Below are 25,790 nucleotides of genomic sequence, written 5' to 3' on the forward strand. Positions count from 1 at the left end.
GGCGTCCCTGTGATCTCCACAGTGTCCCGGCGGTCCCGCGTTGACGAAGGCGCTCGTTGTAACGTGTACGGTTACAGCTGTCGTTGTAACACAAATAGTTACAGCGTTCGAAATCGATGGGAGATCGACATGGGTCAGCTCTCGGGCAAGGTCGCGATCGTCACCGGCGGCACCACGGGCATCGGCCTCGCCACCGCCAAGCGCTTCGCGGCCGAGGGCGCACAGGTGTACATCACCGGCCGCCGGAAGCCGGAACTCGACATCGCCGTCGAGGAGATCGGCTCGAACGTCATCGGGATTCAGGGGGACGTGGCCGACCTCGCCGACCTCGACCGGCTCTACGCGGCCGTCACCCGGCACGGCCACCGGATCGACGTGCTGTTCGCCAACGCGGGCGGGGGCGAGTTCGCCCGGTTGGAGGAGGTCACGGAGGAGCACTTCGATCGGACCTTCGCCGTCAACGTCCGCGGGCTGTTCTTCACCGTCCAGAAGGCGCTGCCGCTGCTCGACGAGGGCGCTTCGGTGATCTTGCCGGGGTCCACGGCCGCGACCACCGGAGCCGAGGCGTTCGGTGTGTACGGCGCGACCAAGGCCGCCATCCGGTCCTTCGCCCGCACGTGGGCCAACGAGCTCAAGGGGCGTGGCATCCGGGTCAACGTCATCGTCCCCGGGCCGATCGACACCCCTGGAATCACCGGTCTGGCTCCGGACGAGGAGCGGGCCGGACAGCTCAAGGACGCCCTGACGAGCCAGGTGCCGCTGGGCCGCATGGGGCGGCCGGAGGAGATCGCGAGCGCGGTGCTCTTCCTGGCCTCGGACCAGAGCAGCTTCACCAACGGCGCCGAGCTTTACGCCGACGGCGGCATGAACCAGGTCTGAGCCGGTCTCCCGCTCCTGGCGCGAGCCGGCCGGGCTCCTCCATCCGCCCTCACCCCCCGGGCGGGCTCGGCGCCCGCTGCCTACTCCCTCTGTCGCGCCAGTACGTCCCGCAGCACGTCGGCGATGGTGGTGCCCGCCAATTGCTTCCTCATGGCGTCCTCCAGGCCGTCGTACACCTGCCGCAACGTCGGCTGGATTCCGGAGCCGACCGGACACGACTGGTTCGGCTGCGCGTTGTGCATGCCGAAGAGGCCGCCCGCGTCCAGGGCCTCGTACACGTCCAGCAAGGTGATCGACTCGGGGTCGCGCGTGACGACCCAGCCCGCTCCGGTGCCCCGTCTGGCCTCCACGAGGCCCGCCTTGCGCAGGTCGCCCAGGCATCGCCGGATCACGACAGGGTTCGTGTTGACGCTGCCCGCGATGCGTTCGGAGGTGGCCACCTCGTGCCCTTCCCGGCGGTCGAGCACCATCCACGTCAGGACGTGCACCGCGACCGTCAGCCTGCTGTTCGCACTCATCCGCCCGTCCCTCTCCTTGTAACTCGTAAGGTTACGTCCCACGGAGATCGAAGCGCTTCTGGCAGCCGTGCAGCGATGGTTCGGTGGCGACGGCCCCGCCCACATAGCTTGCCGCCGATTATGGCGGATCCGGGGGCTCACGCAGCCGAGCACTATGGTGACGCCATGATGGTTGATCCCCATATCGTCGTCACGTTCTGCCTGGCAGCCCTCGTCGTCTCCCTCGTGCCCGGCCCCGACATGCTGTTCATCGCCGCCACCGGACTGGCATCGGGGCCCCGGGCGGGCGTGCTCGCGGCGGTCGGCATGTCCACGGGATTGGCCGTGCACACGACGCTGGCGGCGCTGGGCCTGGGGGCGCTGCTGAACGCCTTTCCCACGGTCTTTGACGTCATCCGCGTCGCTGGTGCCGCGTACCTGGTCTACCTGGCCGTCACGTCGTTCCTCGCCGCCCGCCGCGACCAGGACGTCCCAGGGCAGGAGCCCCGGGCGCCGCTGGGACGCGTGTACGGCAAGGCCGTGCTGACGAACCTCGCCAACCCCAAGGTGATCGCCTTCTACCTGGCGTTCTTCCCGCAGTTCGTCGACCCGGCCCGGGGCAGCGTGACCGCGCAGTTCTTCTTCCTCGGCGCGCTGTTCATCGTCGTGGGCCTGTCGGTCGACGCCTCCGCCGGGTTGCTGGCCGGCCGCCTGGGCGACCTCGTCCGCGGGCGCCCTGCCGTCCAGAGGTGGCTTCATCGAATCTCCGGCACCGTCTTCGCCGCGCTCGCGGTGCGCCTGGCCACGGACGGCCGCTAGCCCGCGTGCACAACCAAGTCCTCCGGGGGATCAGACCGGTGTGAAGGGCCACGATCAACGGCGCCGCGGCATCGGCCGAGGCTCTCGCCGTCCCCCTCCGCTCGGCTTTCCGGGCGCTAGGAAAAAGGGGAATGGAGTGGCGGAAAAGCCAGATTCTCCCTGCTCTCGATATAGCCGCTCGGCATAAGGGGTTCACAAGATTGACAAAGGATTTACGGTGAGGGCGGCCCCTTTGTCGATGAAGGAGTGACTGGATGAGTAACAGCTTGCTCGGCGGCGACCCCGCGGAGATGCAGAGCATGGCCGCGCAGTTCAGCCAGCAGGCGGACCAGGTTCGCACCACGATGGCCAACCTCGACCGCGAGGCGGCCAAGGTCGGCACCGCCTGGACCGGCCCCGGCGCGCAGCGCTTCCACGACGCCTGGCAGAGCTACCGGGCGGCCTTCCAGCGCATGGCGGAAGAACTCAACGAGGCCTCTCGCGTCATCACGACCTACCGCGGCAACATCGAGTCCGCCACCCGCTGACCGCCCGCAGACCGCCGGCCGCCGGACCGCCATGAGTGCCATGGCGTCCGGCGGCCTTCTCATGCGACCGGCGGCTCCACCGGCGGCTCGGTCGAGCGGCCGAGATAGGTGACGGGGCCGGGGTCGGGCACCGGGATCTCGTGGAAGCCCAGCCGGTCGTAGAAGGCGCGGGCGCGGGTGTTGACGGTGAGCATGCTCAGGTGCACGGCGGGCACGCCCTTCGCCGCGAGGGCGTGCAGGAAGGCCGTCATCAGGGCGCGGCCGTGCCCGGCGCGCTGGTGGCCGGGGAGCAGGTCGATGTGCAGGTGGGCGGGGTAGGCGGCCAGCTCGGGGAGCACCATCCGCTCGGGGTTGTGCATCAGGGCGATCATCTCCTCCGTGGGTGAGGCCGGAGGGCGCCGTGGCGCGGGATAGCGGCCGGCCAGCGCCGGCAGCCACTCGTCGCGGTACGCCGTGACGAAGGCCGGGGTGTCGGCGGTGCCGACGATGTAGCCGACCGCCCGTTCGCCGTCGTCGGCGACGAAGGCCAGGTCCGGCTCCAGCCGGACGTACGGCGCGGCGAAGATGCTGGGCATCAGGTCGAGGTCGGGGTAGAGGTGGCGGGAGTCCTCGCCCGCGTCGGCGGTGCGGACGCAGATGTCGTAGAGGGCGTCCCTGTCGGCGTCCCGGTAGGGCCTGATGCGCACGGTCATGCGGAGCAGGCTGACAGGGTGGGAGCGCTCCCAACAAGCCCCTCGGCTCAATCCGGCACCGCGGCCTGAATCGGCGTCACCGCGCCCGAGACGACCAGCAGGCCCCGCCCGGGAGGCCCGCCGACCGCGCCACGCGGCAGCCGTACGGCGAACAGGTCCCCGTCGGCGGGGCTCTGCACGTTGAGCAGCAGGCCGGTCCTGCCTTTGCGGGCCTCGGCCGCGAATCCCCGGTAGGCGGTCGCCAGGTCGCCGGTGGCCCCCGCGACGAGCAGGCCGTGCTCGCCGTCCCGCCCGGTGCGCAGGATCTCGTCCAGGGCCAGGCCGAGCGCGGAGTCGGGGGAGATGAGCTCCGCGTCGTCCACGGCCACCACGTAGCGCTCGTGCCCGGCGACCAGAGCGAGCGGGTCGAGCGCGCCCGGCAGGCCGCCGAAGGCGTCCGCGCCGCCTCCGGTCACGCTTCTGGCGTTGCCGTCGAGCACGGCCAGCACCCCCGGCGCCCCGGCGAGGTCGCGCAGCGGGCTGCGGCGCGGGGTCACGACGAGCACGGGCGTTCCCCGGTCGAGCAGCGAGCGCGCCGCCGTGACCAGCGCGGACGACCGTCCCGAGCGCGGCGGCCCGGCGATGACGGCGGCCGGCCCCTGGCCCTGCAGGTCCACGCCCATCGGGACGAGGGCGTCGCCGCCCGCGCCGAGCAGCGCCCACAGGGCCGACGGCGGCTCGTGCGACGGCGCCAGGCCGAGCGCCTGGCTCGCCGTGATCCGCATCGGCAGCGCGTCCACCCGCAGCGGCGGCTCCGACGGCCAGGCCCACGTCCCGGGAGTGTCCGTGCCGCCGAACCGCGCCGCCGCCGTACGGGCGAGCTCCTGCAGGACGGCCACCTGCGCGGGGCCGGAGGGGTCGTCGCACAGCAGCGCGATCTGGCTCTCCGCCAGGCCGTGCTCGCCGACGGCCAGGGCCCGGCCCGGGGGCATGACGCTCGGCAGGTCGCGCATCGGCAGCCCGGCGAGCCCGTAGTCGGCGGGATCGGCGAGCCGCAGCACGAGCCGGTCCTCGAAGACGGTGGAGATCTGCCCGAGCAGGCCCGACCGGTCGGAGGTGACGACGGCCCGCAGCCCCACGGCCGGACCCTCCCGCAGCAGTTGCAGCAGGGCGTCGACCAGCCGTCCGTAGTCGTAGTTCTCGAACGCGGCGACGTACCCCTCCCAGCGGTCCACGAGCAGCACCAGCCAGGGCAGCGCGCCCACGCCCGCCCGGTCGCGGGCGGCCCGGGACCTGGCGGCGGTGCGGGCCTCGGCCAGCGAGGCGTACCCGGCCTCGGCCAGCAGGTGCTGGCGGCGCCCGACCTCCGCGCGCAGGCGGGTCAGCAGACGCTCCACCCGGTCGAGCTGGTCGCGGGTGACGACCGCCCCGCAGTGCGGCAGCGCGACCAGCGGCAGCAGCGCGCCCGACCCGCAGTCGACGGCGTGGACGTGCACGTCCTCGGGGGAGGCGCCGGCCGCGATCGAGCCCGCGATCGTCCGCAGCGCGCTGGACCGTCCGCTGCGCGCGCCGCCCGCGATCAGCAGATGGCCGCCGTGCCGCATGTCCAGCGCGAGCGGACGCCGGCCCTGCTCCCACGGCAGGTCCGTCACGCCGAACGGCAGCGGCGGCACCTCCTCGGCCCCCGGCCGGTACGGCGCGGGGCCCGCGAGCAGGCCGCCGGAGGTGCCCGCGGCCCCGGCGTCGAGGACGACCTGGTCGGGCAGCGGAGGCAGCCACGGGCTCGGCTGCCGGGGCATCTCGCTCCCGGCCTCGCGCAGCGCGTCCACGAGCAGGGCCAGGTCGGTGCCGCTCGCCGCCTGCGCGGGCAGGGCGGGCAGCGGGTGGCCGAGCGCCTGCCAGGGCAGGTCGAGCACCCGGAGATCGTCCCCCGCGTCGGCCGCTACCGCGGACCGCGGATGAGGGGTGCGGCCGCCGATCCTGGCCGTCTGCACGGCCACGGGCGCCCCGGAGCCGGCCCGCACATAGCAGCGTCCGGGCGTCGTCCGCGAGATGTGGGCGGCGTCCGGCACGTCGATGACGTCGGTGGACTCGCCGGCGTCGGTGACCCGCAGCGCGATCCTGAGCGACGTGTTGGCCTGGATGTCGGCGGTCACCACGCCGCCGGGCCGCTGGGTGGCGAGGATCAGGTGGATGCCGAGCGAGCGGCCCCTGCGCGCGATGTCGACCAGTCCCTCGACGAAGTCGGGCAGCTCCGCGACCAGGGCGGCGAACTCGTCGATGATCAGCACGAGCCGGGGCAGCGGCAGCAGGTCCCTCTTGCTTCCGGCGGTCTCCGGCACCGGGGCGGCGAAGATGCCGCCGCCGCGCGCCCGCCGGACTCCCCCCGCGCCGAGCACCCAGGTGGCGCCCCGCGCCCGCTGGTAGTCCTCGATGTCCTTGGCCCCCGCGTCCAGCAGCAGGCGTTCCCTGCGCCGGATCTCGGCGGCCAGCGACGACAGGGCCCGCTGGGTCAGATGGCCGTCGAGGTCGCTCACCATGCCGACCGTGTGCGGGAGCCGTACGCACTCCTTGAAGGCCGCGCCGCCCTTGTAGTCGATGAGCACGAACGTCATCTCGTCGGGCCGGTTGGCCACCGCCAGCGAGCAGATCAGCGTCTGGAGCAGCTCCGACTTGCCCGCGCCGGTCGTGCCCGCGACCAGGGCGTGCGGCCCGTCCCTGCTCAGGTCGACCTCGAACGGGCCCTCGGGCCCGACGCCGATCAGGGCCCGGGTCGTACGGCCCTGCCGCTCGGCGAGCGCGGCGGGGTCGAGGGACACCTCCAGCAGGTCGAGCAGGCGGACGGCGTCGGGCAGGGCGGCCGAGGGGTCGTCGCGGCTCACGTCGCGCAGCGGGGCCAGCGCGCGGGCCAGGCGTTCGGCCCATAACGGCGAGACCCGGTCGGCGCGGATGCCGGTGATCGGGTCGAGCCCGCCGCCGTGGAGGCGCACCCCGCCCTCGCGGTCGCAGGACACGACGGTGGCGCACTCCTCGGGCAGCAGCCGCTCGTCGTCGTCGATGGCGATCGTGTAGACCCCGGCACGCGGGCCCTGCCGCAGCACCTGCGGCATGCCGGGCAGGCCGCGCAGCACCTGCGCGCCGTCGAGCACGACGAGCACGTCGAACGGCCGCTCGTCGTAGGTCGCGAAGGCCGGCTCGGGGGGCCTTTTGCCGCTCGCGCCCCCCAGGTCCTCCCAGCCGGCCGGGCCGCCGGACAGGCGGGCGCCACGCGGCACCCCCGGGTAGGGCCCGGAGCCGTTCTCGGCGTCGAGCCGTTCGGTCACCAGGGCGGCGAGTTCGGCGACCCGGCGGGCGGCGGCCTCGGGGTCCGCCCCGACGAGCGCGGCGCAGTCGGACGACAGGGCGCCGCCGCGGGCGGCGGCGTCGGGTGCGCAGTGCGGCAGCCAGCGCACCCACCCCCACTGCCCGGCGCCGTCGGCGTTGGCTGACAGCACCACGACGGCCAGGTCACGCGGGCTGTGCAGGGCGGCGGCCTGGCCGACGAGCCAGCGCGCGCAGCCGAGCGCCACGTCTCTGGGACCGGTGAGCCCGGCCACGCCGAGACGCCGCATGACCAGCGCGACGGGGACGTCGTGACAGGTGGGCGGCTCACGGCGGGGCCCGTCCTGGGGCGTGCCGCTCTCGGGCTCGAACTCCAGGTCGGCGGGCAGGTCGGCCAGCCCCACGCGCAGCCGCAGCGCGTCGCGGTCGTGCACGCGGCGCTCCCAGAGGCGGCGGCGCGGCCCGGTCGCGGTGAGCAGCACCTCGGCCGGGTCGGGCGCGCCGCCGCGCCTGGCCTCCTCGTCCTGCCGCACCGCGCGGGCCACCTCCTCCTCGAAGGCGGCCATCCGCTCGCGGTAGGCCTTCACCGCCCGGCGGTGCTTCTTCCTGCCGTGCCTGCGGTCGCTCACCCACTGGCCGATCATGATCAGCGGCGTCATGAACGCGATCAGCAGGTAGTACCACGTGTGGGTGACGGCGGCCATGACCACGCCGAGCACGGCGGGCAGCAGCGCGGCCAGCAACTGCAGCCGCATCCCCTCGCCCCGTTTCGGCTCGGCGGGCACCGTGAAGCGCCGCTGCCGCTCGGGCCGCTGGAGGCGGGGCGGCCGGTTGTAGGCGAGCCCGCCGTCCGGCAGCGCGTCGAGGTGGGCGTCCGGCGGCAGGACCGGCCCCAGGGCGAACACCGAGCCGCCGCAGGCGAGCATGCCCCCGGGAGGCCACGCCACCGCCTCCGTGAGCGGCTCGCCCTCAAGCCGGGCCATCGGGTCGCCCCCGGAGACGGCGGGCTCCACGGTGGCCGTTCCCGGGGCCAGCCGCACCACCAGGGCGACCGGCGGCATCCCCGGGTCGGGTACGGAGATCGCGCACGCGGGGTCGGCGCCGATCGTGTGGGCGCCGAGCCCGATCCGGTGGACGGTCCCCGCTCCCGGACCGCCCACGACCCGCAGCTCCGCCGGCCCGCCGGGCTCCTCGGTCACCGTCGCCGCGGCGGCGTGGCCGTCCACGGCCACCAGGTCGCCATCCCTGAGCAGGCCGAACACGGGCGCGTCCGGGTCGACGGGCCGGCCGTCGACCCACAGCTTCACCTCGCCGGACGGCCGGGCCTGCCGGTCACCCCGGTCCAGGTCGTACGGCGCGCGGGCGTGCGGAAGCCGTACGACGTTGGCCGGTCGGGCGGCGGCGCCGCCGAGCGCTGTCGCGAGGCCGGCGACCGTCGTGCTCTCGTCGCCCTCGACCAGCACGTCGCGGCGACCGTCCTCGCTGACCACGGTGAGCGTTATCCGCATGCGCGAACTCCCAGAAGGCGGTTGTGCGGCGGCCTCGCGGAAAGCGTTTCATCCCGGGGCGTCCCCGTGAAGATCTCCGGGTGCGCGGGCCCGGCGGCCTGCGGGAACACGGTAGCCGTGCCGTCCGCGCGCATCCGGGCGTTTCCCCGAATAGGTAAAGGTGCCTGTCATCGCGCCCTTCGTACGACGCCGTCGTGACATGCCTCCCGCATATGCCTGCCGCCCGTGGAGTGCGAACAGTGTGAATGGTGTGACAACCGGTAAAGAAGTGCAAATGTACTATCACGAAATATCACGCCAGTAAAGCCTTGTGTCGATATGACGATAGATCCACTCCCGTTGACAGGCGTATTCCTAACGGATAAGCATGGGTCGCCGCATCAGGCCACTTATGGCGGCGCAAGCTGGCCATAATGGAGTGAATTCGCAACAAACGGCAAGACCATAAACACATTCGAGCGGCCCGAAAACAGAAGGGCGCTCTCATCCCTGGGAGTCCCCCACCCATGAGGATCAGCGAGAAGACGTCGCAGGACGGCCGGGCGCCCGCGCGGCCGGGCCTGTCCGGGCCGGCGGCACGCAAGCTGCCCGTTCCGCCGAGGGAGCGCAAGCCCGCGCTCGCCGCGCTCGCCGTCCTCCTCATCCTGGGCGGCGCGCTGGCCACCACGCTGCTGGTCATGCGCAGCGGCGACCGCGTCTCGGCCGTGCAGATCACCCAGCAGGTGGGGGCCGGGCAGCTCATCCCGCTGTCCGCGATGCGGGAGGTGCAGATCGCCGACACCGGCGTCGACTACGTCCCCTGGCGGTTCAGGGAGCAGGTGGCGACGACGTACGCCCGGGTGACGCTGCTGCCGGGCACGCTGCTCACCGAGCCGATGACCGCCAAGACGACCGACCAGGTCGGGCCGGGCAAGGCCAAGGTGGGCCTGTCGCTCAAGGCCGGCCAGATGCCTGCCGACCTCAAATGGAGCGACATCGTCCAGGTGATCTACGTGCCGGCGGCCGGCCGGGGGTCGGGCACCGCCCAGCAGAAGGTGCTGGCGACCGCCGCCCGCGTCGAGAGCGCGTCCTCGGGACGGTCCGGGGGCGGGCTGGTCACGGTCGTCGTCGACACGTCGATCGCGCCTGCCATCGCCCAGTACGCCTCCAGCGGGGAGATCGCCCTCGTCACGCTCCCGGGGGTCAAGTGACGTGGCGCTGATCGTGCTCGCCGCCGACAAGGGGGCGCCCGGCGTGACCACCGCGGCGACCGCCCTCGGCGCCGTGTGGCCCCGGCCGGTGCTGCTGGCCGAGTGCGATCCCTCCGGCGGCGACCTCGCCTACCGCCTGCCGGGCGACGACGGGAGCGTGCTGAACCCCGGGCGCGGCCTGCTCAGCCTCGGCGCGGTCGCGCGGCGCGGGCTTCACGCCGAGCTGATCTACGAGCACACGCAGCGGCTCGTCGGCGGTCTCGACGTGCTGGGCGGCCTGACCAACGGCGAGCAGGCGGCCGGCCTCACCTGGCTGTGGGGCCCGCTCGGCCGGGCGTTCGCCGCCCTGCCGCAGGCCGACGTGCTCGCCGACTGCGGCAGGCTCGGGCTGCACCCTCAGATCGGCGACCTGGTGGCCGAGGCCGACCAGGTGGTGCTGTTCACCAGGGCCAGCCTGGACCACGTCGCCCACCTGCGCGAACGGCTGTCGCTGATCGGGCGGAAGGTCGGGGTCGTGGTCATCGCCGACCCCCGGTCGTACCGGTCGTCGCTTGAGGAGATCCGGCGCATCGTCTCCGGCTGGGACGTCGCCTTCGTCGGCGGTCTCGCCTACGACCCGAAGGGCGCGGAACTGCTGCGCGGCCAGTGGGGCGGGCGGCTCGACCGCAGCCTCCTCATCCGTACGGCCAGGGAGCTGGCCACCCGCCTGGCCGCACAGCTGGCCGCGGGCGGCGAGACGGCCGCGCCGCCCGCCGCCGGGCGGGCGAAGCGGCAGCCGGAGGTGCGGTCGTGAACTCCCAGCGGCGGCCGATCGACCACGGCCTGGTGAAGCGGTTCCGGCAGGAGGTCGGCGACCGGCTGGCGCACCAGCGGCGGATCGACCAGGCGAGCGGCGTGCCGCCGATGTCGGGGGAGGACGAGCGGCAGTTCGCCCGGGCGCTGATCGCGCAGGTGCTGGAGGAGCACGCGCGCAGTGAGATCGGCGTCGGCCGCACCCCGCCCACGGCCGAGGAGGAGGAGGCGCTGGCGGCGGGCATCCACGCCGCGCTGTTCGGCGTCGGCCGCCTCCAGCCGCTGCTCGACGACCCCGAGGTCGAGAACATCGACATCAACGGCTGCGACCGGGTCTTCGTCGGCTACGCCGACGGGCAGGAGCTCATGCACGACCCCGTCGCAGACTCCGACGAGGAGCTCATCGAGCTGATCCAGATCCTGGCGGCGTACTCCGGCCTGTCGTCGCGGCCGTTCGACACCGCCAACCCGCAGCTCGACCTGCGCCTGCCGGACGGCTCCCGGCTGTCGGCCGTCATGGACGTCACCGTGCGGCCGGCGCTGTCGATCCGCCGCGCCCGCCTCGGCAAGGTGTTCCTCAGCGACCTCGTCGGGAACGGCACGCTCACCCCCGAGCTGGGCCGCTTCCTCACCGCCGCCGTGGCCGCGCGGAAGAACATCATGATCGCGGGATCGACGAACGCGGGGAAGACCACGCTGCTGCGGGCGCTGGCCAACGAGATCCCGCCGCACGAGCGGTTGATCACGGTGGAGCGGGCGCTGGAGCTCGGGCTGGACCAGTTCCCCGAGCTGCACCCCAACGCGGTGGCATTCGAGCACCGCCTGCCCAACGCCGAGGGGCAGGGCGAGATCACGATGGCCGAGCTGGTGCGGCGGTCGCTGCGGATGAACCCCTCGCGGGTGATCGTCGGCGAGGTGCTGGGCGACGAGATCGTCACGATGCTCAACGCGATGACCCAGGGCAACGACGGGTCGCTGTCGACGATCCACGCCAACTCCAGCATGGAGGTGTTCAACCGCATCGCGACCTACGCGCTGCAGGCCGTGGAGCGGCTGCCGATCGAGGCCACCCACATGCTCATCGCCGGGGCCATCGACTTCGTGGTGTTCATCGAGAAGCGCAACGACTACCACCGGGGAGGCACCCTGCGGCGCTACGTGTCCAGCGTGCGGGAGGTCACCGGCTGCGACGGGCGCGTGCTGTCCTCGGAGGTGTTCGCCATGGCGGGCGACTACCTGGTGCCGCACGCCCCGATCTCCTGCGCGGACGAGCTGGCCGCCCACGGGTACGACCCGGCGCGGGGAGCGTGGCGATGAGCGGCCTGCTGCCGGCGCTGCCCCCCGGCGTCCTCGACCCCCTGGTGCTGCTGGCCGGGGCCGCGGCGGGCGGCGGGCTCTTCCTGCTCGCCCTGGCCGTGTACGGCCTGCGCCCCCGACCGGCCACGCCCGACGGCCGGGCCGAGCGGATGCGTCTGCTGCGCACCCTGTCCACGCGGTCGGCGATCGCGGCGGTGACGGGTGTCGTGGTGCTCGTGGTGACCGGCTGGCCGGTCATCGCGGCGGGAGCCGTGCTGCTGGTCCTCGCCTGGCGGGGCTTCACCGGCGGCGCGGCGGAGGAGCGGGCCGCCATGCGGCGTCTGGAGGGCCTGGCGGCGTGGACGGAGTCGCTGCGCGACACGATCGCGGGCGCGGCCGGCCTCGAACAGGCCATCCCCTCCTCGATCCGGGCCGCGGCCCCCATGCTGCAGCCGCACCTGCGGGCCCTGGTCGACCGGCTCCACACGCGGATGCCGCTCGCCGACGCGTTGCGGATGTTCGCCGACGAGCTGGACGACCCCTCGGCCGACCTCGTCGTGGCGGCGCTGATCCTCAACTCGCGGCTACGCGGGCCGGGCCTGCGCGACGTGCTGTCGGCCCTGGCGGTCTCGGCACGCGAGGAGCTGGACATGCGCCGGCGCGTGGAGGCCGAGCGCAGGTCCACGCGCAAGAGCGTGCAGATCGTGGTCGGCACCGCGCTCGCCTTCGCCGCCGCGCTGGTCGTCTTCAACCGCTCCTACGTGGAGGAGTACAACTCCGTGCTGGGCCAGGCCGTGCTCGTCGTGGTGGCGGGCCTGTTCGGCGCGGGGTTCGCCTGGATGCGGCGGCTCGCCCGCTTCGACAAGCCGGCCAGGATCCTCGCCCCCTACCACCGCCCGCGGTCCGCGGTGGCCGCGCAGGCGCAGCCGCCGGCGGAGGTGATCAGGTGATCGCGACGGTGCTCTGCGGAGCCGTGCTCGGTCTCGGGCTCTTCCTGCTGGTGCGGGCGCTGTTCCCGCCCCGGCCCGGCCTGACCGCCCGGCTCGCCGCGCTCGACCAGGCCCGCGACGGCAAGGGCGTGCCGCGGGCGCCGCTGATCGCGCCCGAGGAGGAGGTCAGCGAGTTTCGCCGCATGCTCGGCCTGCGGCTGGCCCGGTTCTACGCGGCGCGGGGGTGGGAGGCGCGGTCGGTCAAGGCCGATCTCGCGCTGCTCGGCAAGTCGTTCGAGGGGTTCCTCGCGACCAAGCTGCTGCTCGGGGTCTCGGGCCTGCTGGCGTTCCCGCTCCTCGTCGGCTGGCTCGCGCTGATGGGATGGGGCGTCTCGGTGCAGGTGCCGCTCTGGTCGGCGCTCGTCGTCTGCGTGATCTTCTTCCTGCTGCCCGACGCGCAGATCAGGCGGGACGCCGCCGTACGGCGCAGGGACTTCCGGCACGCCGTGGGCGCCTTCCTCGACCTCGTGTCGATGAACCTCGCGGGCGGCAGGGGCGTGCCCGAGGCGCTGATGATGGCGGTGGCGGTGGGCAGCCCTGTCACCACGCCCGGGGCGCTGAACGGCACACTGGGCGGGGCTGTTCACGGCACCGTGAACAGCCCCGTGAACGGCGCGGCGAGCAGTGCCCTGAACGGCGCCGCGTCCGCTGCCGCGACGGCGAACGGCGCGGGTCCCGCTCCCGGCTCCAACTGGGCGATGGAACGCATCCGCGAGGCGCTCGCCAACGCCCGGATCGTCGGCATCACCCCCTGGCAGGCCCTCGGCCAGCTCGGCGACGAGATCAACGTGGACGAGCTGCGGGACCTGTCGGCCGCGCTCGGGCTCGTGGCCGACGACGGCGCCAAGGTCCGCGCCTCCCTCACGGCCCGTGCCGCCACCCTCCGCCGCCGCGAACTCGCGGAGGTCGAGGGCAAGGCGGGTGAGCGGTCCCAGTCGATGCTCGTCGCCCAGCTCCTGCTGTGCGCGGGCTTCGTCATCTTTCTCAGTTTTCCCGCAGCCATGAAGATGTTGGGGGCCTGATGCTCTGGTTCCACTACTTGATCGCCGTGCTCCACGTACGGCTGGACCGTGCGAGGAACGCCCCGTCCCGGGGGGCCTCCGCGGTCGAATGGGTGATCATCACCGCCATCATCGCCGGAGTCGCGCTCGGCCTGGCCACGCTGATCAAGCAGTTGGTCGAGCAGAAGCAGTCGGACATCCAGAACAGCTTCAGCGGGGGCGGCGCGGGCGGCGGCGCCGGCGGAGGTAGCGGGGAGTGACCGTGCAGGGCGTGACCGGCCCTCGCGCATCGGCCGCCACGCGCCGCGAGCGTGGAGGGCAGGTCGAGCGCGGCGAGCAAGGCGGGCAGGTCGAGCGCGGCGAGCAAGGCGGGCAGGTCGAGCGCGGCGAGCAGAGTGAGCAGGTCGAGCGCCGCGAGCGGGCTCGGTGGATCGAGCGACGCGGGCGGGGCGGGCGTGGCGAGCGGGGCGCCACGGTGATCGAGCTCGCCATGCTCATGCCGATCGTGCTCGCCGTCGTGCTGCTGATCGTCCAGGTCACGCTCTGGTTCCACGGCCGCCAGGTCGCCGACGCCGCCGCTCGGGAGGGCGCGCGGATCGCCCGTGCGGGTGGCTCCGACGGCTGGCAGGAGTCGGCCGAGGGCAAGGCACGGCAGATCGTGCAGGCGATTGGGCCGCAGTTGCTGAAGAACGCCCAGGCGCAGGCGTGGGAGCAGGGCGACCAGCGCGGCGTCGAGGTGACCGGCAGCGCCGTCCAGGTGGTGCCGCTGCTGCCCGCGATGACCTTCACGATCACGTCACGCTTCGGCGGGCCCATCGAGTGCTTCCGCCCCGACGACGGCTCGGACGGCTGCGAATGACCCGGCCGGAGCGCGGCTCGATGACGGCCGAGACGGTGATGCTGGCCCCGCTGTTCCTGCTCTTCCTGCTGTTCCTCGTCGGCGCGGGCCGGATCGTGGAGGCCCAGGGCGAGGTCAACGGGGCCGCGCGGGACGCCGCTCGTGCCGCCTCCGTGCAGCGGACCGAGTCGGAGGCCGAGTCGGCCGCAAAGGAGGCCGCCCAGGCCGCGCTCTCCGGAGACTGCTCGCCCCAGGTGGACATGTCGGGCAGCGATTGGACGATGGACGGCTCCGTCCGGGTGACCGTGACCTGCGAGCTGAACCTCGACTTCCTCGGGTTCGGCGCCGCCAAGCAGATGTCGGGCACCTCGGTCGTGCCGCTCGAACGGTATCGGAGGGTGCAGTGACCCCGCCGCGTCCGTGTCGCGGATGGTGTGGTTCGCGCATCCGCCACCGCCGGACCGCTCCGCGCCTCGCCCCAGGCCCCGCCCCAGGCCTCGCTCCATGCCTCACCCCAGGCCCCGCTCCGCGCCTCGCCCTGGGACCGTCGACCGCGCCGCGCGCCCTCACGAGGGCGCCGTCCCCCGCCGGAGACGGGCGGGTGCGGGAGCGGGGCTCCATGTCGGTGTTCGTGGTCCTCTTCTCCGGGGTGGTGTTCCTGCTGGCCGGACTGCTGGTGGACGGCGGGGCCGCCATGAACGCCCGCCTCAAGGCCGCAGACATCGCCGAGCAGGCCGCCCGCGCCGCCGCCGACCAGATCGACGTCGAGACCCTGCGGGCCACCGGCCAGGTGCGGCTGCTCGCCGACGAGGGCGCGGTGTGCGGCGAGGCCGAGAAGATCACGGCGGCTCAGGGGGCCGACGGCGTGCGCATGACCGAGTGCACCGTGGGCGGCGGCCAGGCGGACGTGACGGTGGCGGTGTCGGTTCACTGGGACGCCTTCTTCCTGTCCGCGCTGGGCTTCGCCGGCTCCGACATGGAGGCCGAGGCCACGGCCGCTCCCGATGCGGGGGAGGCGTGACGGGGACCCGGCCGCCGGGCGGCCGGCGGGAGGAGTTCGACCGCGAGAGCCGGCGGGGACCGCGACCGCGCCCCGAGGGCATGCCGTCGGTGCTGGGGCCGCAGCGGGCGCCCGAGCACTGGCACGACGACCGGCACCGGCCCGTGCGGCTGCGGTCCCGGCGTACGGCCGGGGACGTCCTCGCGGGCCTCGGGGCGCTGGTCGCGCTGGTGGGCCTGGTGGGCGGCGTGCCGTACGCGCTGCTCCGGCTGGCCGGTCCGCCGATCACCGGTGACCTGCTGAACGCGGACCTGTTCACGAGCCAGGTCGGACCCGAGACGATCACCGCGATCCTGATCCTCCTGGTGTGGCTGGCCTGGCTGCAGCTGTTCCTGTGCGTGGTCGTCGAGGTCTACGCGGCGCTGCGGCGGGTCGGCATGCCGGCCCGGGTGCCGCTGTCGGGCGGCACCCAGGCGCTCGCGAACCGCTTGGTCTCCGCCGTGCTGCTGCTGTTCACCGCGGCCGCCGTGGCGGTGCCCATCGCCCGTGCGGGCGCCCCCGCCGCGATCAGGCCCCAGGTCGCGGCGCTGTCGGCGCCGGTGCCGCAGGCCGAGGTGGAGCGACCGGCCCTGCACGCCAGGGAGGTCAAGAAGGTCTACGTGGTGCAGCCTCCGCACGGGCGCCATCACGAGAGCCTGTGGGAGATCGCGGAGAAGTGCCTGGGCGACGGGCGCCGCTATCCGGAGATCTACCGGCTCAACCAGCACAAGGAGCAGCCCGACGGCAGCCGGCTGCACATGGCCGACCTCATCCGTCCCGGCTGGGTGCTCGACATGCCGGACGACGCCAGGAACGTCCACGTCGTGCCGGTGGACGAGGACCGGCCGGAGACTCTGAAGGAGCACCGCCACGCGCCCGCCGAACTCGACGGCGACACCCGGTACGCCGGGGGAGACGCGACCGGCGGCGACGTCCACACCGACCGGCACACGACAGAAGACCGGCGCACGACGGAGGACCGGCGTGCGACGCCCGACCCGCGCCCCACCGCCGGTTCGCACACCGGGTCCGGCGCCGAAGGCACGACGGGAACCGAGGGGGACACCACACGGCCCGACGGTAGCGGCGACCAGAGGCCGGGCGAGGCCGGGCGGTCCGGCGACACCGGCCAGGAGCGGGGCAGGGTGACGCCCGAGCCGGGCAAGCCGGGGATCGTGCTGCCGCCGCCCGCGATGCCGCAGGACACCCCGTCGAAGCCGGGGGGCCGCACGGGCGAGGTGAAGGACACGCCCGCCACCGCGCGCACGACGCCCTCCCCGCGCCCGGTCATTATCACCACCACCGTCCAGCCCGCGATCGCGCCCGCCGAGGCGGGCCACCACACCGCCGACGAGCGGCAGGGCGGCCCGGTCCTCGCCGACTACCTGGCGGCCTCGTCGCTGGCGGCGGCCGGGCTGCTGGCCATGCTCGGCCGCAGGCGGCGGGAGCAGCTGTGGCGCCGGGCCTTCGGACGGCGCATCGCGCGGCCACGCGGCGACGCCGCCGAGGCCGAGGTCGCCATCCGCCTCGGCGCCGACGCCCCCGGCAGTCGCATGCTCGACATCGGCCTGCGCCTGCTCGGCCGCCTGCTGGCCGACGCCGACCGGCGCCCGCCGACGATCTACGCCGTCCACCTGTCCAACCGGGGCCTCGACCTGTGGATCCACCCGGCCGAACAGGACGCGCCGGAGCCGTGGGAGACCTGCGACGACGGGCAGGTGTGGCGCCTTCCGGCCCACGAGGGACGCCGCATCGACGAGCAGGTGCTGGCCGGGGTGCCCGCTCCCTACCCCGGGCTGGTCTCGATCGGCACCGGGCAGGGCGGCCGGGTCCTGGTCGACCTGGAGGCCGCCCACGGCGTGATCGCGATCACCGGGGCGCACACCGTCGCCGCGCTGTCGGCGCTCGCCGTCGAACTGGCCACCAACCGGTGGTCCGACCGGATGCGCATCACGCTCGTCGGCTTCGGCGAGGAACTGACCCTGCTCGCGCCCGAGAGGATCAGCACGGCGGGCAGCCTGGCCGAGGTGCTGCCGGAGTTCGAGGAGCGCGCCCGCCACGACGGCGACGTGCTGACCGGCCGGGTCCACAGCCGCGTGGCCGACCCCGCGTACACCCCGCACTACCTCCTGTCGGCCATCCGCCCCGACGAGGACGAGGCGCGCCGCCTGGCACTGCTCGGCAAGGGCACCCGTACGGCGAGCGGCTTCGTGATCGCGGGCGAGGTGCCGCACGCCACCTGGACGTGGGAGGTCACCGACGACGGCCGGGCCCGGGTGGACGCCCTCGGCCTGGACATCGAGGCCCACCTGCTGCCGCGCCGGCACTACGACGCCGTGATCGGCCTGTTCCGCACGGCCCGGCAGCAGGAGGGCGAGCCGCTCACCCCCGTGGTGGAACGGCTGAGCGAGGAGCCGCCCTCCATCGAGGTGCGCATTCTGGGCCCGATCGAGATCAGCCCGGTGAACCCGCTCGAAGAGGGCCGGGCGGCGCTCGCCCACGAGCTCGTCGTCTACCTGGCCACCCATCCGGACGGCGTGCACCCGGCCGTGCTGACCGGCGTGCTGTGGCCGCGCGGCGTGCAGCTCGCGGTGCGCGACGCCACGATCGCCAGGGTCGCCGAGTGGCTCGGGCGCGACTCCGAGGGACGCCCCCACCTGTTTCTCGACCGGTCCGGGCGCCTGCGGCTCGGGCCGGAGATCCGTACGGACTGGCGGCTGTTCCAGGACCTCGTGCGGCAGGCCGGCGAATGGGCCGACACCGCCGGTCCCACCGGCGGCAAATCCGGCGGCAGGTCCGGCGACATGGAGACCGACCTGCTGGAGCGCGCGCTGGCGCTGGTGCGCGGCCCGATGCTGAACGGCAGGCCGCCCGACCGGTACGCCTGGCTGGCGGCCGACCCCCTGGAGTACGACGTGACGGCCTGGGTGGCGGACGCCGCCCATGCGCTGTGCGAGATCCGGCTGGCCCGCCACGACCCGCACGGCGCGGTGGCGGCGGCCCGGGCCGGGCTGCTGCTGGCAGCCGACGACGAGGGGCTGTGGCGCGACCTGCTCCGGGCGGCGCACGCCACCGGGGAGCCCGTCCGGCTGCGGGCGGTCGTCGACGGCCTGCTGCGCCGCGCCACCTCCCACCCGTACGGCGGGGGGATGGCGCCGGAGACGGAGGCGCTCATCGACGAGCTGCTGCCCGACTGGCGCAGGACCGTCTCCCCGGATCTCAGGAACCCTGCCGTCAGGAACCCTGGCCTCGGAAACCCCGGCCTCAGGAGCTCGGCCCTCACGAATTCGGACCCCGGAAACCCGGCGGACCTCAGAACCTCACGTCTCGCCTGATCGGAGCCCAATGCCAGGGACGTCCACCTCCGAATCATGCCGATCCACGCATAGCGCTGGCTCACCCCCCACGGCCGTTCCTAGGTTGGCAGCGGCGGGGGTGACAGCGGCGGGAGATCGCGTACTGCGGAGGATCCCGGTGATGCGTCCAGGACTCGCCCCGGCGGCACCGCCCGCCTCGGCCCGCACGCTGCGCTGGGCCTGCACACCGCTCCTGGCGGCCTGCGCACTGCTCGTCTCGGCGTGCGCCGCGCCGGACGCCGACCGCGGCTTCACTCCGGGCGGCGGCATGGAGCCGGCCGCGGTGACGGCCTCGGAGACGCCGGGCCCGCAGCCGGGCACCGAGACGGTCACGGCGGCGCCGGGACTGACGATCGAGATCGAGTGGCCGCTCGAACCCGACCCGAAGCGGTCGGCCGTGATCAAGGCGTTCGCCGGTGACTTCACGGCGCAGTGGCGGGCCGTCGGCACCTCCGGCCGGGACCGCTCGTACGTGAAGGGGATCGACGCCGAGTCGTCCGCCTACATGGAGTCCGTCACCTGGGTGCAGGGGTTCCTCAAGGACGGGCAGTCGGCCCGGGGCGTGGCCAGGCTCTACGCCCTGCGGGTGCCTTCCGTCATGGGGCGCGGGGCGGAGGCCGACGGCTGCGTCGACCTGACCGGCGTGCGGCTGACCGACCGAGAGGGCACCCCGCTGGCCCGTCAGCCCGCCTGGCTCAAGCGCCCGCGGGCGGTCTTCCTGCAGACCGCCGGCCTGGGGCAGGGCGACGACGGCGTCTGGCGGATCCGGCTCTACCGCCATGCGGACTATCCGGACGAGCGCGCGAAGGAGTGCCTGCGATGAGGGCCATTGCTGTGACGTCCCTGCTGGCGGGGGCTCTGCTCGCGCTGTGCGCGCCACCCGCCGCCGCCGACCCGGACGTCGGCGCGCACGGCGAGGCGTTCCAGAAGGGCAACACGGCCGGCGTCAAGCTGACCAACTCCAAGATCGGGCTGTCCGGCAACGGGCTCGGCGGCAAGAGCGACGGCTACCGGATGCCCCGCCCCTGCTGGTACGAGCCGAACTCGTCGGCCGACGACATGCGCAACCTCCAGGCGCAGCAGAAGAAGCAGGCGGTGGAGGCGGGGCTGGACTACGACGTCGATCTCGACAGGTTCGGCGACAAGATCGGCGACAAGGGCCAGTGGTGGGGCGTCGCCTACGACGCCGGCAACCCGGACGGACCCTCGTGCGCCGCCGGACTGGAGCCGCTCGTCTGGGTGCCGGAAGGGACCGTCCCCGCCGGAGGCATCACGCTGGAGCAGCTCATGCAGATCGCCCGGGCCGCGCTGACCGTCCCGGAGCCGAAGATCAAGCTGAGCCCGGACGCCAAGAGCTACGTCAATCTGGGGACGTGGGTGTGGCTGGACGGAGCCGAGGCCGCCCCCCGGTCCGTCACCGCCACCCTGCCGGGCGTCATGTCCGCCACCGTCACGGCGACGCCGGACCACCTGGAGATCGATGCCGGCACCAAGGACGACAAGCGCGCCACCGTGTTCACCGCGGGATGCGGCACCACCGGCAAGCCGTACGTGAAGGGCGCCGACGAGGACGGGACGAAGGAACCGGAGTGCGGCGTCGTCTACCGGCACTCCTCCGTCGACCTGCCGGGCAAGGTCTACACGCTCACCGTGACGAGCGTCTGGACCGTCGCCGGCAACGGCAACCAGGGCGGCGAGGCCGTCCCGTTCGCGTACGACCCGATCCAGGTCTCGGCGACCAGGGACGTGCCCGTCGGCGAGGTCCAGAGCATCGTCAAGCAGTGACCCGCCCCGGACCCGCCCCGGACCCGCCCCGGACCCGCCCCGGACCCGCCCCGGACCCGCCCCGGACCCGCCCCGGACGTCGGCCCCGGCGAGCAGGTCAGGCGCGGGACTCGTGGGCGACCAGCCATTCCTTGACCGGCGTGCCGTAGTAGTAACTGCCGTAACCGCCGGTCGAGGGCACCACGCGGTGGCACGGCACGAACGGCGCGATCAGGTTCTGCGCGCAGGCCGACCCCGCGGCCCGCGCGGCCGTCCTGGGCAGCCCCGCCTTCTCCGCCAGCTGCCCGTACGACACGGTGGTCCCGGCGGGCACGGCACGCAGCGCCTCGTACAGGCGCTGCCTCGTGGGGGTGCCCGGCTGCTCGACGGGGATCCGGTCGAGCGCGCCGACCTTCCCGTCGAGGTACTCCCGCACGGCCTCGGCCGCGTCGCCGAGATCGCCCTCCCGCAGGGGAAGCGCCCGCAGGGACGGCGAGAGCCTGGCGAACATCTCCAGGGGGTCGGCGGTGAAACCGGCCGCGACGAGCACGCCGCCGCGGGCGAGCAGAGCGAGGGGGCCCACCGGGGTGGGCACGGTCTGCGTGATGATCATTTGTTGCGTCCTTGTGGTGTGGTGTCCGGATCGCCGGAGGTGTGGCTCCACAGGTGGAGCGCGGCGTACGCCCGCCAGGGCCGCCATCGCTCGGCCTCGTCCGCGGCGATGCCGAGCCGTTCCATCGTCCTGCGCAGCACGAGGTCGCCCTCGGGCCACGCGTCCGGGTCGCGCAGCGCGCGCAGCGCGATGTAGCCGGCCGTCCACGGGCCGATGCCGGGGATCTCCAGCAGCCTGGCCGTGGTGTCGGCCGGGTCGTCCGCGCCGTCGAGGTCGATCGTGCCGGATGCCACCGCCTCGGCCAGCGCCCTGATCGTGGCGACCCTGCGGGTGGTGAGCCCGAGGCCGTCCAGGTCGGCGGCGGCGAGCCGGTCGGCCGTGGGAAACAGCGACGGCACCTGACCGGCCGCGGCGTCGAGGTTCCCGTCGACGGAGCCGTCCGGTACGGCGGGCAGCCCGGCCCGGGCGGCGATGCGGCCGAGCAGGGTGCGGGCCCCGGCCACCGAGATCTGCTGCCCGACGACCGCCCGGACCGCCAGTTCGAACCCGTCGTACGCTCCCGGCACGCGCAGCCCGGGATGGGCCGCGACCAGCGGCCCGAGCGACGTCGCACCGAGGATCTCCCGCACCGCGCCGGGGTCGGCGTCGAGGTCGAGCAGGCGGCGGCAGCGGGCGACCAGCCGGGAGAGCAGGTGCGTCTCTGTGGTCCGCACCGTGAGCCGGATGTGACCGGTCGCGGGCCGCAGCGTGATCGAGCCGCCCGGCACGGCCCGCGTGTAGGCCGTCACGTCGTCCCCCGACCGGCAGACCGCCTCCACCGAGGGAATCGCCCGGGCGGCGAGGAACCGCAGCACCGACTGCGCGTCGTAGGGCTCCCGGTGGCCGAGCCGCAGGGTCAGCCCGGTCGTGAGGGCGACCGGACTTCCCTTCTCGTGCATCGGCCCGTTGGTCCTGCGCAGCTCTCCCGGCGCGAAGCCGTACGACTCCTTCATAGCCGCGTTGAACTGGCGTACGCTGCCGAACCCGGCGGCGAACGCGACATCGGTGATCGGCAGGGTGGTCTCGGTGAGCAGTTGCTTGGCGAGCAGCAGCCGCCGGGTGCGGGCGACGGCGAGCGGCCCGGTGCCGAGCTCGGCGGCGAACAGGCGGTGCAGATGCCGCTCGGTCACGTGGAGGCGGCGGGCCAGCCCGGCGACGCCGGACTCGTCGGCCACCCCGTCGTCGATCAGCCGCAGCGCGCGTCCGACCAGGTCGGCGCGGACGTCCCAGCCGGGGTCGCCGGGGCTGAGCTCCGGACGGCAGCGGCGGCAGGGCCGGAAGCCGGCGGCCTCGGCCGCGGCGGCGTGGCGGTAGAAGCGGACGTTGCCCCGTGCGGGGGTGCGGGCGGGACAGATCGGGCGGCAGTAGATGCCGGTGGTGGTGACAGCCGTGTAGAAACGCCCGTCGAAGCGGGAGTCCCGCGCGGAGACGGCGAGGTAGCACGCGTCGAAGTCGAGCTGTCGTGTGGTCACGCACACGACGTTATGCGCTGGCCACCGATGCGGGCTGGCGGAAATCGGACGCGGCCGTCAGAGCGCCCCGACAGCGCGGAGGGGGCTCGCGCGAGACCGGGCACGGGAGCGCGTCCTGTGCCGGGAGTGCTCCCGCGCGAGGCCGGACGCCGGACCGGAAGGCCTGACGTCACTTGCTGGAGATGCCGACCCCGAGGTCGAACTCGCGGTAGACCCGGGCCCAGAAACCGTCGCGCAGCCACACGCGCGCCTCCGGGTAGGGCCGCAGGGAGTGACCGAGCTCCTTCTCAGCCTCGATCAGCAGCTCGGTGTCGATCACCGTGGGCAGCAACGGGCCCGGCAGCAGATCGCGGATGTTGTCCCGGCCGCGGGTCAGTATCCACTTCTGCGCCACGTGCTCGCCGACCTCCTCCACGCGGGGCCGGCCCGGGCCCAGCTTGGCGACCTGGCCGACGGGCGACTTCGGCGGCATCGGCTTGACCGTGCGGCCCGCGAAGACCTGCGCGGGCGACGGCGTGGGCGGCACGGGCACGGGCACCGGCGCGCGGGTGAAGAACGGACGCAGGAAGTCGGCGCTCAATATCTCGACAGTGTCCGATTCCCAGACGAGCCGCTCGGCCTGGTTGGTCCCGAACGGCGGCTCGACCCCCCACAGGTGGATGCGCACGCCGTACGCCTGCGCGGCCTCAACGGCGGGCACCATGTCCTCGTCCCCGGCGATCAGCACGGTGTCGCTCACGGCGTGATGGCGGGCGAGGGCCTCGAGGTCGCTGCGGATCTGGGCGTCCACCCCCTTCTGCTGGCCACGGGCGTTCAGGTTGCCCAGCCTCACCTTGACCCAGGGCAGCTGGGCGATCACACGCTGGTCCACCGTGGGCACGCGGTCACGGGCGGCGTCGTACCAGTAGACGCGCAGCAGCTCACCCGGGATGCGCTCGAGCGCGTGCTTCTGGAGCGCCTGGATCAGCTCGTCCGCGGCGACGCGGTACTCCTTACGCTCCTTGGCGGCTAAGAGAACTTCACCGGCGGCCGCGTAAAGGTAACCGACGTCCACGAGAACGGCATACTTTGCGGCAATGCCATGTGCGCTGAAGTCCGGGATGGCCATGGTGTCCTCCAGGACTCGTCACTAGTTGATCGGCTGACTATATTCCCCCGCTTTCTAGATAGTCCCAACTCTTGAGCCAGTTGACACCCTGTTCCGGCGATGTAATCGGTCCGTAGTCGTCGCCGATGGCGTCGAAAGACGTCTCACCCGCCGGGGAAGAAGGCCCCACGCCAGGCTCCCGGGCCGTGCGGGAGACCCACCCGCAGCCGATGTGCCGGATTTCTCCAGTTTCCCGGGCTTGATCGCGGTGCCGCCGGCCGGGCGGCGCCCGCCGCCGCCCGTGCCGCCGTTTGGGCCGCCAGCGCGGCGACGAGCGCTGCGGTCTCCTCAGGGGTGGCGTCCCCCCGGACAATGCTGAGAAACGGCTCGCGGCTGCTCACAGTGGAATGTTCCCGTGCTTTTTCGGGGGCAGCGAGGCCCGCTTGTTACGGAGGGCGCGCAGCGCGCGGACGACCTGGACCCGGGTGTCCGAGGGCCGGATGACCGCGTCCACATAGCCGCGCTCGGCGGCGAGATACGGATTGGCCAGCGTGTCCTCATACTCGCTGATGAAACGGGCCCGCGCGGCGTCCGGCTCGTCGGCGGCGGCCAGTTCCCGCCGATAGAGGATGTTGACCGCCCCCTGGGCTCCCATCACGGCGATCTGGGCGGTGGGCCAGGCCAGGTTGACGTCCGCGCCGAGGTGCTTGGACCCCATGACGTCGTACGCCCCGCCGTACGCCTTGCGGGTGATGACGGTGACCAGCGGGACGGTCGCCTCGGCGTAGGCGTAGAGCAGCTTGGCGCCGCGCCGGATGATGCCGTTCCACTCCTGGCCGGTGCCCGGAAGGAAGCCCGGCACGTCGACGAAGGTCAGCACCGGGATGTTGAAGGCGTCGCAGGTGCGCACGAACCGGGCGGCCTTCTCGGAGGCGTCGATGTCGAGCGTGCCGGCGAAGCTCATCGGCTGGTTGGCGACGACGCCCACCGAACGCCCCTCGACCCGGCCGAAGCCGACGACGATGTTGGGCGCGAACCCCGCGTGGACCTCCAGGAACTCGCCGTCGTCGAGGACGTGCTCGATGACCGTGTGCATGTCGTACGGCTGGTTGGCCGAGTCGGGGATGAGCGTGTCGAGCTCGCGGTCCTCGTCGGTCGTCTCCAGGTCCGCCTCGACGTCGAAGGCGGGCGGATCGTCCATGTTGTTGGACGGCAGATACGACAGCAGCGCCCTGGCGAAGTCGAGGCAGTCCTGCTCGTCGGAGGCCTCGTAGTGGGCGACGCCGGAGCGCGAGTTGTGCGTGTGCGCGCCGCCCAGCTCCTCGAACGTCACCTCCTCGCCGGTGACGGTCTTGATGACGTCCGGCCCGGTGATGAACATGTGCGACTTCTCCTGCACCATCAGGACGAAGTCGGTCAGCGCGGGGGAGTACACGGCGCCGCCCGCGCACGGGCCCATGATCAGCGAGATCTGCGGGACCACGCCGGAGGCGTGCACGTTGCGCTTGAAGATCTCGGCGTACAGGCCGAGGGAGACCACGCCCTCCTGGATGCGCGCCCCGCCCGAGTCGTTGATGCCGATCACCGGGCAGCCGGTCTTGAGCGCGTGGTCCATGACCTTGACGATCTTCTCGCCGAAGACCTCGCCGAGCGAGCCGCCGAACACAGTGAAGTCCTGCGCGAACACCGCGACCGGCCGCCCGTCCACCGTGCCGTACCCGGTGACGACCCCGTCGCCGTACGGGCGCTCGCGATCGAGGCCGAAGGCGGTGGCCCGGTGCCTGGCCAGCTCGTCGAACTCGACGAAGGAGCCCTCGTCGAGGAAGGCCGCCAGCCGCTCGCGGGCCGTCATCTTGCCCTTGGCGTGCTGCTTCTCCACCGACCGCTGAGAGCCGGCGTGGGCCGCCTCGCGCCGGCGGCGCTCCAGGTCGGCGATCTTGCCGGCGGTGGTGTGGATATCGATCTCGGGGGCGTGTTCGGCGCTCATCGCCCGCTCACCGTTCCTCGTATGCTCAGCGGCCCTCGGGTCCCGAACGCCGCTCCGGGTCGCGTCGAATCCATGGCCGACAGGGTAACCAGACCGGCGTCGCGC

Annotated in this window: 23 protein-coding genes; 15 read left to right on the forward strand and 8 right to left on the reverse strand. The window is 73.4% G+C overall.

Annotated features, from left to right (window positions below; all coding sequences use genetic code 11):
* The first annotated feature begins 129 nt into the window (after positions 1-129).
* Complete coding sequence (locus BXA11_RS03825) at positions 130-879, forward strand: glucose 1-dehydrogenase (RefSeq protein WP_076432757.1); 750 nt, start codon at positions 130-132, stop codon at positions 877-879.
* An 80-nt stretch (positions 880-959) separates the two neighbouring features.
* On the opposite strand, the gene BXA11_RS03830 is transcribed toward BXA11_RS03825, so the two are convergent.
* Complete coding sequence (locus BXA11_RS03830) at positions 960-1,397, reverse strand: Rrf2 family transcriptional regulator (RefSeq protein ID WP_076432759.1); 438 nt, start codon at positions 1,395-1,397, stop codon at positions 960-962.
* 165 nt (positions 1,398-1,562) lie between these two features.
* On the opposite strand from BXA11_RS03830, the gene BXA11_RS03835 reads away from it, so the two are divergent.
* Both BXA11_RS03835 and BXA11_RS03840 read left to right on the forward strand, forming a co-directional pair.
* The gene (locus BXA11_RS03835) at positions 1,563-2,195 is read left to right on the forward strand and encodes a LysE family translocator (protein ID WP_231513914.1); all 633 of its coding nucleotides are present in this window, start codon (positions 1,563-1,565) and stop codon (positions 2,193-2,195) included.
* A gap of 254 nt (positions 2,196-2,449) precedes the next feature.
* Complete coding sequence (locus BXA11_RS03840) at positions 2,450-2,722, forward strand: WXG100 family type VII secretion target (RefSeq protein ID WP_030508536.1); 273 nt, start codon at positions 2,450-2,452, stop codon at positions 2,720-2,722.
* 59 nt (positions 2,723-2,781) lie between these two features.
* Here the strand turns inward: BXA11_RS03840 and BXA11_RS03845 are convergent, their stop codons facing one another.
* Together BXA11_RS03845 and BXA11_RS03850 are read right to left on the reverse strand one after the other, a co-directional pair.
* Positions 2,782-3,414 (reverse strand): GNAT family N-acetyltransferase, encoded by a 633-nt coding sequence (locus tag BXA11_RS03845; protein WP_076432761.1) that lies wholly within the window; start codon positions 3,412-3,414, stop codon positions 2,782-2,784.
* 47 nt (positions 3,415-3,461) lie between these two features.
* Positions 3,462-8,222: a type VII secretion EssC family protein gene (locus BXA11_RS03850; protein ID WP_076432763.1), complete on the reverse strand. Its 4,761-nt coding sequence runs from the start codon at positions 8,220-8,222 to the stop codon at positions 3,462-3,464.
* Between the two features lie 506 nt (positions 8,223-8,728).
* Here BXA11_RS03850 and BXA11_RS03855 point away from each other — a divergent pair.
* The 12 genes from BXA11_RS03855 to BXA11_RS03915 all read left to right on the forward strand — a co-directional run bounded on the left by BXA11_RS03855 (position 8,729) and on the right by BXA11_RS03915 (position 20,508).
* On the forward strand, positions 8,729-9,412 hold the full coding sequence (locus tag BXA11_RS03855; protein WP_030508539.1) for a hypothetical protein: 684 nt from the start codon (positions 8,729-8,731) through the stop codon (positions 9,410-9,412).
* 1 nt (position 9,413) lies between these two features.
* Entirely contained in the window at positions 9,414-10,205 is a 792-nt protein-coding gene (locus BXA11_RS03860; RefSeq protein WP_030508540.1) for a CpaE/TadZ family protein, read from the forward strand.
* Entirely contained in the window at positions 10,202-11,521 is a 1,320-nt protein-coding gene (locus BXA11_RS03865) for a TadA family conjugal transfer-associated ATPase (protein WP_231513915.1), read from the forward strand. Before BXA11_RS03860 ends, BXA11_RS03865 begins: the two co-directional genes overlap by 4 nt.
* The gene (locus BXA11_RS03870; protein ID WP_051761822.1) at positions 11,518-12,450 is read left to right on the forward strand and encodes a type II secretion system F family protein; all 933 of its coding nucleotides are present in this window, start codon (positions 11,518-11,520) and stop codon (positions 12,448-12,450) included. The genes BXA11_RS03865 and BXA11_RS03870 overlap by 4 nt, the downstream gene beginning before the upstream one ends.
* Positions 12,447-13,511, forward strand: coding sequence for a type II secretion system protein (locus BXA11_RS44320; protein ID WP_239104741.1), 1,065 nt, complete (start codon positions 12,447-12,449; stop codon positions 13,509-13,511). The genes BXA11_RS03870 and BXA11_RS44320 overlap by 4 nt, the downstream gene beginning before the upstream one ends.
* Entirely contained in the window at positions 13,511-13,750 is a 240-nt protein-coding gene (locus tag BXA11_RS03885; protein ID WP_030508544.1) for a hypothetical protein, read from the forward strand. The genes BXA11_RS44320 and BXA11_RS03885 overlap by 1 nt, the downstream gene beginning before the upstream one ends.
* Before the next feature lie 11 nt (positions 13,751-13,761).
* Entirely contained in the window at positions 13,762-14,349 is a 588-nt protein-coding gene (locus tag BXA11_RS44325) for a TadE family protein (RefSeq protein WP_239104740.1), read from the forward strand.
* 20 nt (positions 14,350-14,369) lie between these two features.
* Positions 14,370-14,735: a TadE/TadG family type IV pilus assembly protein gene (locus tag BXA11_RS03895; protein ID WP_076433136.1), complete on the forward strand. Its 366-nt coding sequence runs from the start codon at positions 14,370-14,372 to the stop codon at positions 14,733-14,735.
* Between the two features lie 212 nt (positions 14,736-14,947).
* Positions 14,948-15,349 carry a pilus assembly protein TadG-related protein gene (locus BXA11_RS03900; RefSeq protein ID WP_036406869.1) on the forward strand — a complete coding sequence of 134 codons (402 nt, stop codon included), beginning with the start codon at positions 14,948-14,950 and terminating at the stop codon, positions 15,347-15,349.
* Complete coding sequence (locus tag BXA11_RS43835) at positions 15,346-18,702, forward strand: hypothetical protein (RefSeq protein WP_076432765.1); 3,357 nt, start codon at positions 15,346-15,348, stop codon at positions 18,700-18,702. Before BXA11_RS03900 ends, BXA11_RS43835 begins: the two co-directional genes overlap by 4 nt.
* Positions 18,703-18,844: 142 nt before the next feature.
* Complete coding sequence (locus tag BXA11_RS03910) at positions 18,845-19,546, forward strand: hypothetical protein (protein WP_030508549.1); 702 nt, start codon at positions 18,845-18,847, stop codon at positions 19,544-19,546.
* Complete coding sequence (locus tag BXA11_RS03915) at positions 19,543-20,508, forward strand: hypothetical protein (RefSeq protein WP_076432767.1); 966 nt, start codon at positions 19,543-19,545, stop codon at positions 20,506-20,508. Before BXA11_RS03910 ends, BXA11_RS03915 begins: the two co-directional genes overlap by 4 nt.
* Positions 20,509-20,605: 97 nt before the next feature.
* Here BXA11_RS03915 and BXA11_RS03920 read toward each other — a convergent pair whose 3' ends face one another.
* The 5 genes from BXA11_RS03920 to BXA11_RS03940 all read right to left on the reverse strand — a co-directional run bounded on the left by BXA11_RS03920 (position 20,606) and on the right by BXA11_RS03940 (position 25,685).
* Complete coding sequence (locus BXA11_RS03920; RefSeq protein ID WP_076432769.1) at positions 20,606-21,100, reverse strand: methylated-DNA--[protein]-cysteine S-methyltransferase; 495 nt, start codon at positions 21,098-21,100, stop codon at positions 20,606-20,608.
* Positions 21,097-22,611 carry a DNA-3-methyladenine glycosylase 2 family protein gene (locus BXA11_RS03925; protein ID WP_076432771.1) on the reverse strand — a complete coding sequence of 505 codons (1,515 nt, stop codon included), beginning with the start codon at positions 22,609-22,611 and terminating at the stop codon, positions 21,097-21,099. Before BXA11_RS03925 ends, BXA11_RS03920 begins: the two co-directional genes overlap by 4 nt.
* Before the next feature lie 169 nt (positions 22,612-22,780).
* A complete protein-coding gene (locus BXA11_RS03930; protein WP_231513917.1) occupies positions 22,781-23,665 on the reverse strand; it encodes an NYN domain-containing protein in 885 nt (294 codons plus the stop codon).
* Positions 23,666-23,862: 197 nt separating this feature from the next.
* The gene (locus tag BXA11_RS03935) at positions 23,863-24,099 is read right to left on the reverse strand and encodes an acyl-CoA carboxylase epsilon subunit (RefSeq protein ID WP_076432773.1); all 237 of its coding nucleotides are present in this window, start codon (positions 24,097-24,099) and stop codon (positions 23,863-23,865) included.
* Positions 24,096-25,685, reverse strand: a complete 1,590-nt coding sequence (locus tag BXA11_RS03940) for an acyl-CoA carboxylase subunit beta (RefSeq protein WP_076432775.1) — start codon at positions 25,683-25,685, stop codon at positions 24,096-24,098. Before BXA11_RS03940 ends, BXA11_RS03935 begins: the two co-directional genes overlap by 4 nt.
* Positions 25,686-25,790: the final 105 nt, after the last annotated feature.

It is taken from the genome of Microbispora rosea (genome assembly GCF_900156315.1).
Taxonomy (GTDB): domain Bacteria; phylum Actinomycetota; class Actinomycetes; order Streptosporangiales; family Streptosporangiaceae; genus Microbispora; species Microbispora rosea.

Coding starts and splice junctions, on each gene's coding strand:
- BXA11_RS03825 (WP_076432757.1), top strand. CDS start 130: ATGGGTCAGCTCTCGGGCAAGGTCGCGATCGTCACCGGCGGCACCACG.
- BXA11_RS03830 (WP_076432759.1), bottom strand. CDS start 1,397: ATGAGTGCGAACAGCAGGCTGACGGTCGCGGTGCACGTCCTGACGTGG.
- BXA11_RS03835 (WP_231513914.1), top strand. CDS start 1,563: ATGATGGTTGATCCCCATATCGTCGTCACGTTCTGCCTGGCAGCCCTC.
- BXA11_RS03840 (WP_030508536.1), top strand. CDS start 2,450: ATGAGTAACAGCTTGCTCGGCGGCGACCCCGCGGAGATGCAGAGCATG.
- BXA11_RS03845 (WP_076432761.1), bottom strand. CDS start 3,414: ATGACCGTGCGCATCAGGCCCTACCGGGACGCCGACAGGGACGCCCTC.
- BXA11_RS03850 (WP_076432763.1), bottom strand. CDS start 8,222: ATGCGGATAACGCTCACCGTGGTCAGCGAGGACGGTCGCCGCGACGTG.
- BXA11_RS03855 (WP_030508539.1), top strand. CDS start 8,729: ATGAGGATCAGCGAGAAGACGTCGCAGGACGGCCGGGCGCCCGCGCGG.
- BXA11_RS03870 (WP_051761822.1), top strand. CDS start 11,518: ATGAGCGGCCTGCTGCCGGCGCTGCCCCCCGGCGTCCTCGACCCCCTG.
- BXA11_RS03885 (WP_030508544.1), top strand. CDS start 13,511: ATGCTCTGGTTCCACTACTTGATCGCCGTGCTCCACGTACGGCTGGAC.
- BXA11_RS03895 (WP_076433136.1), top strand. CDS start 14,370: ATGACGGCCGAGACGGTGATGCTGGCCCCGCTGTTCCTGCTCTTCCTG.
- BXA11_RS03900 (WP_036406869.1), top strand. CDS start 14,948: ATGTCGGTGTTCGTGGTCCTCTTCTCCGGGGTGGTGTTCCTGCTGGCC.
- BXA11_RS03910 (WP_030508549.1), top strand. CDS start 18,845: ATGCGTCCAGGACTCGCCCCGGCGGCACCGCCCGCCTCGGCCCGCACG.
- BXA11_RS03915 (WP_076432767.1), top strand. CDS start 19,543: ATGAGGGCCATTGCTGTGACGTCCCTGCTGGCGGGGGCTCTGCTCGCG.
- BXA11_RS03920 (WP_076432769.1), bottom strand. CDS start 21,100: ATGATCATCACGCAGACCGTGCCCACCCCGGTGGGCCCCCTCGCTCTG.
- BXA11_RS03940 (WP_076432775.1), bottom strand. CDS start 25,685: ATGAGCGCCGAACACGCCCCCGAGATCGATATCCACACCACCGCCGGC.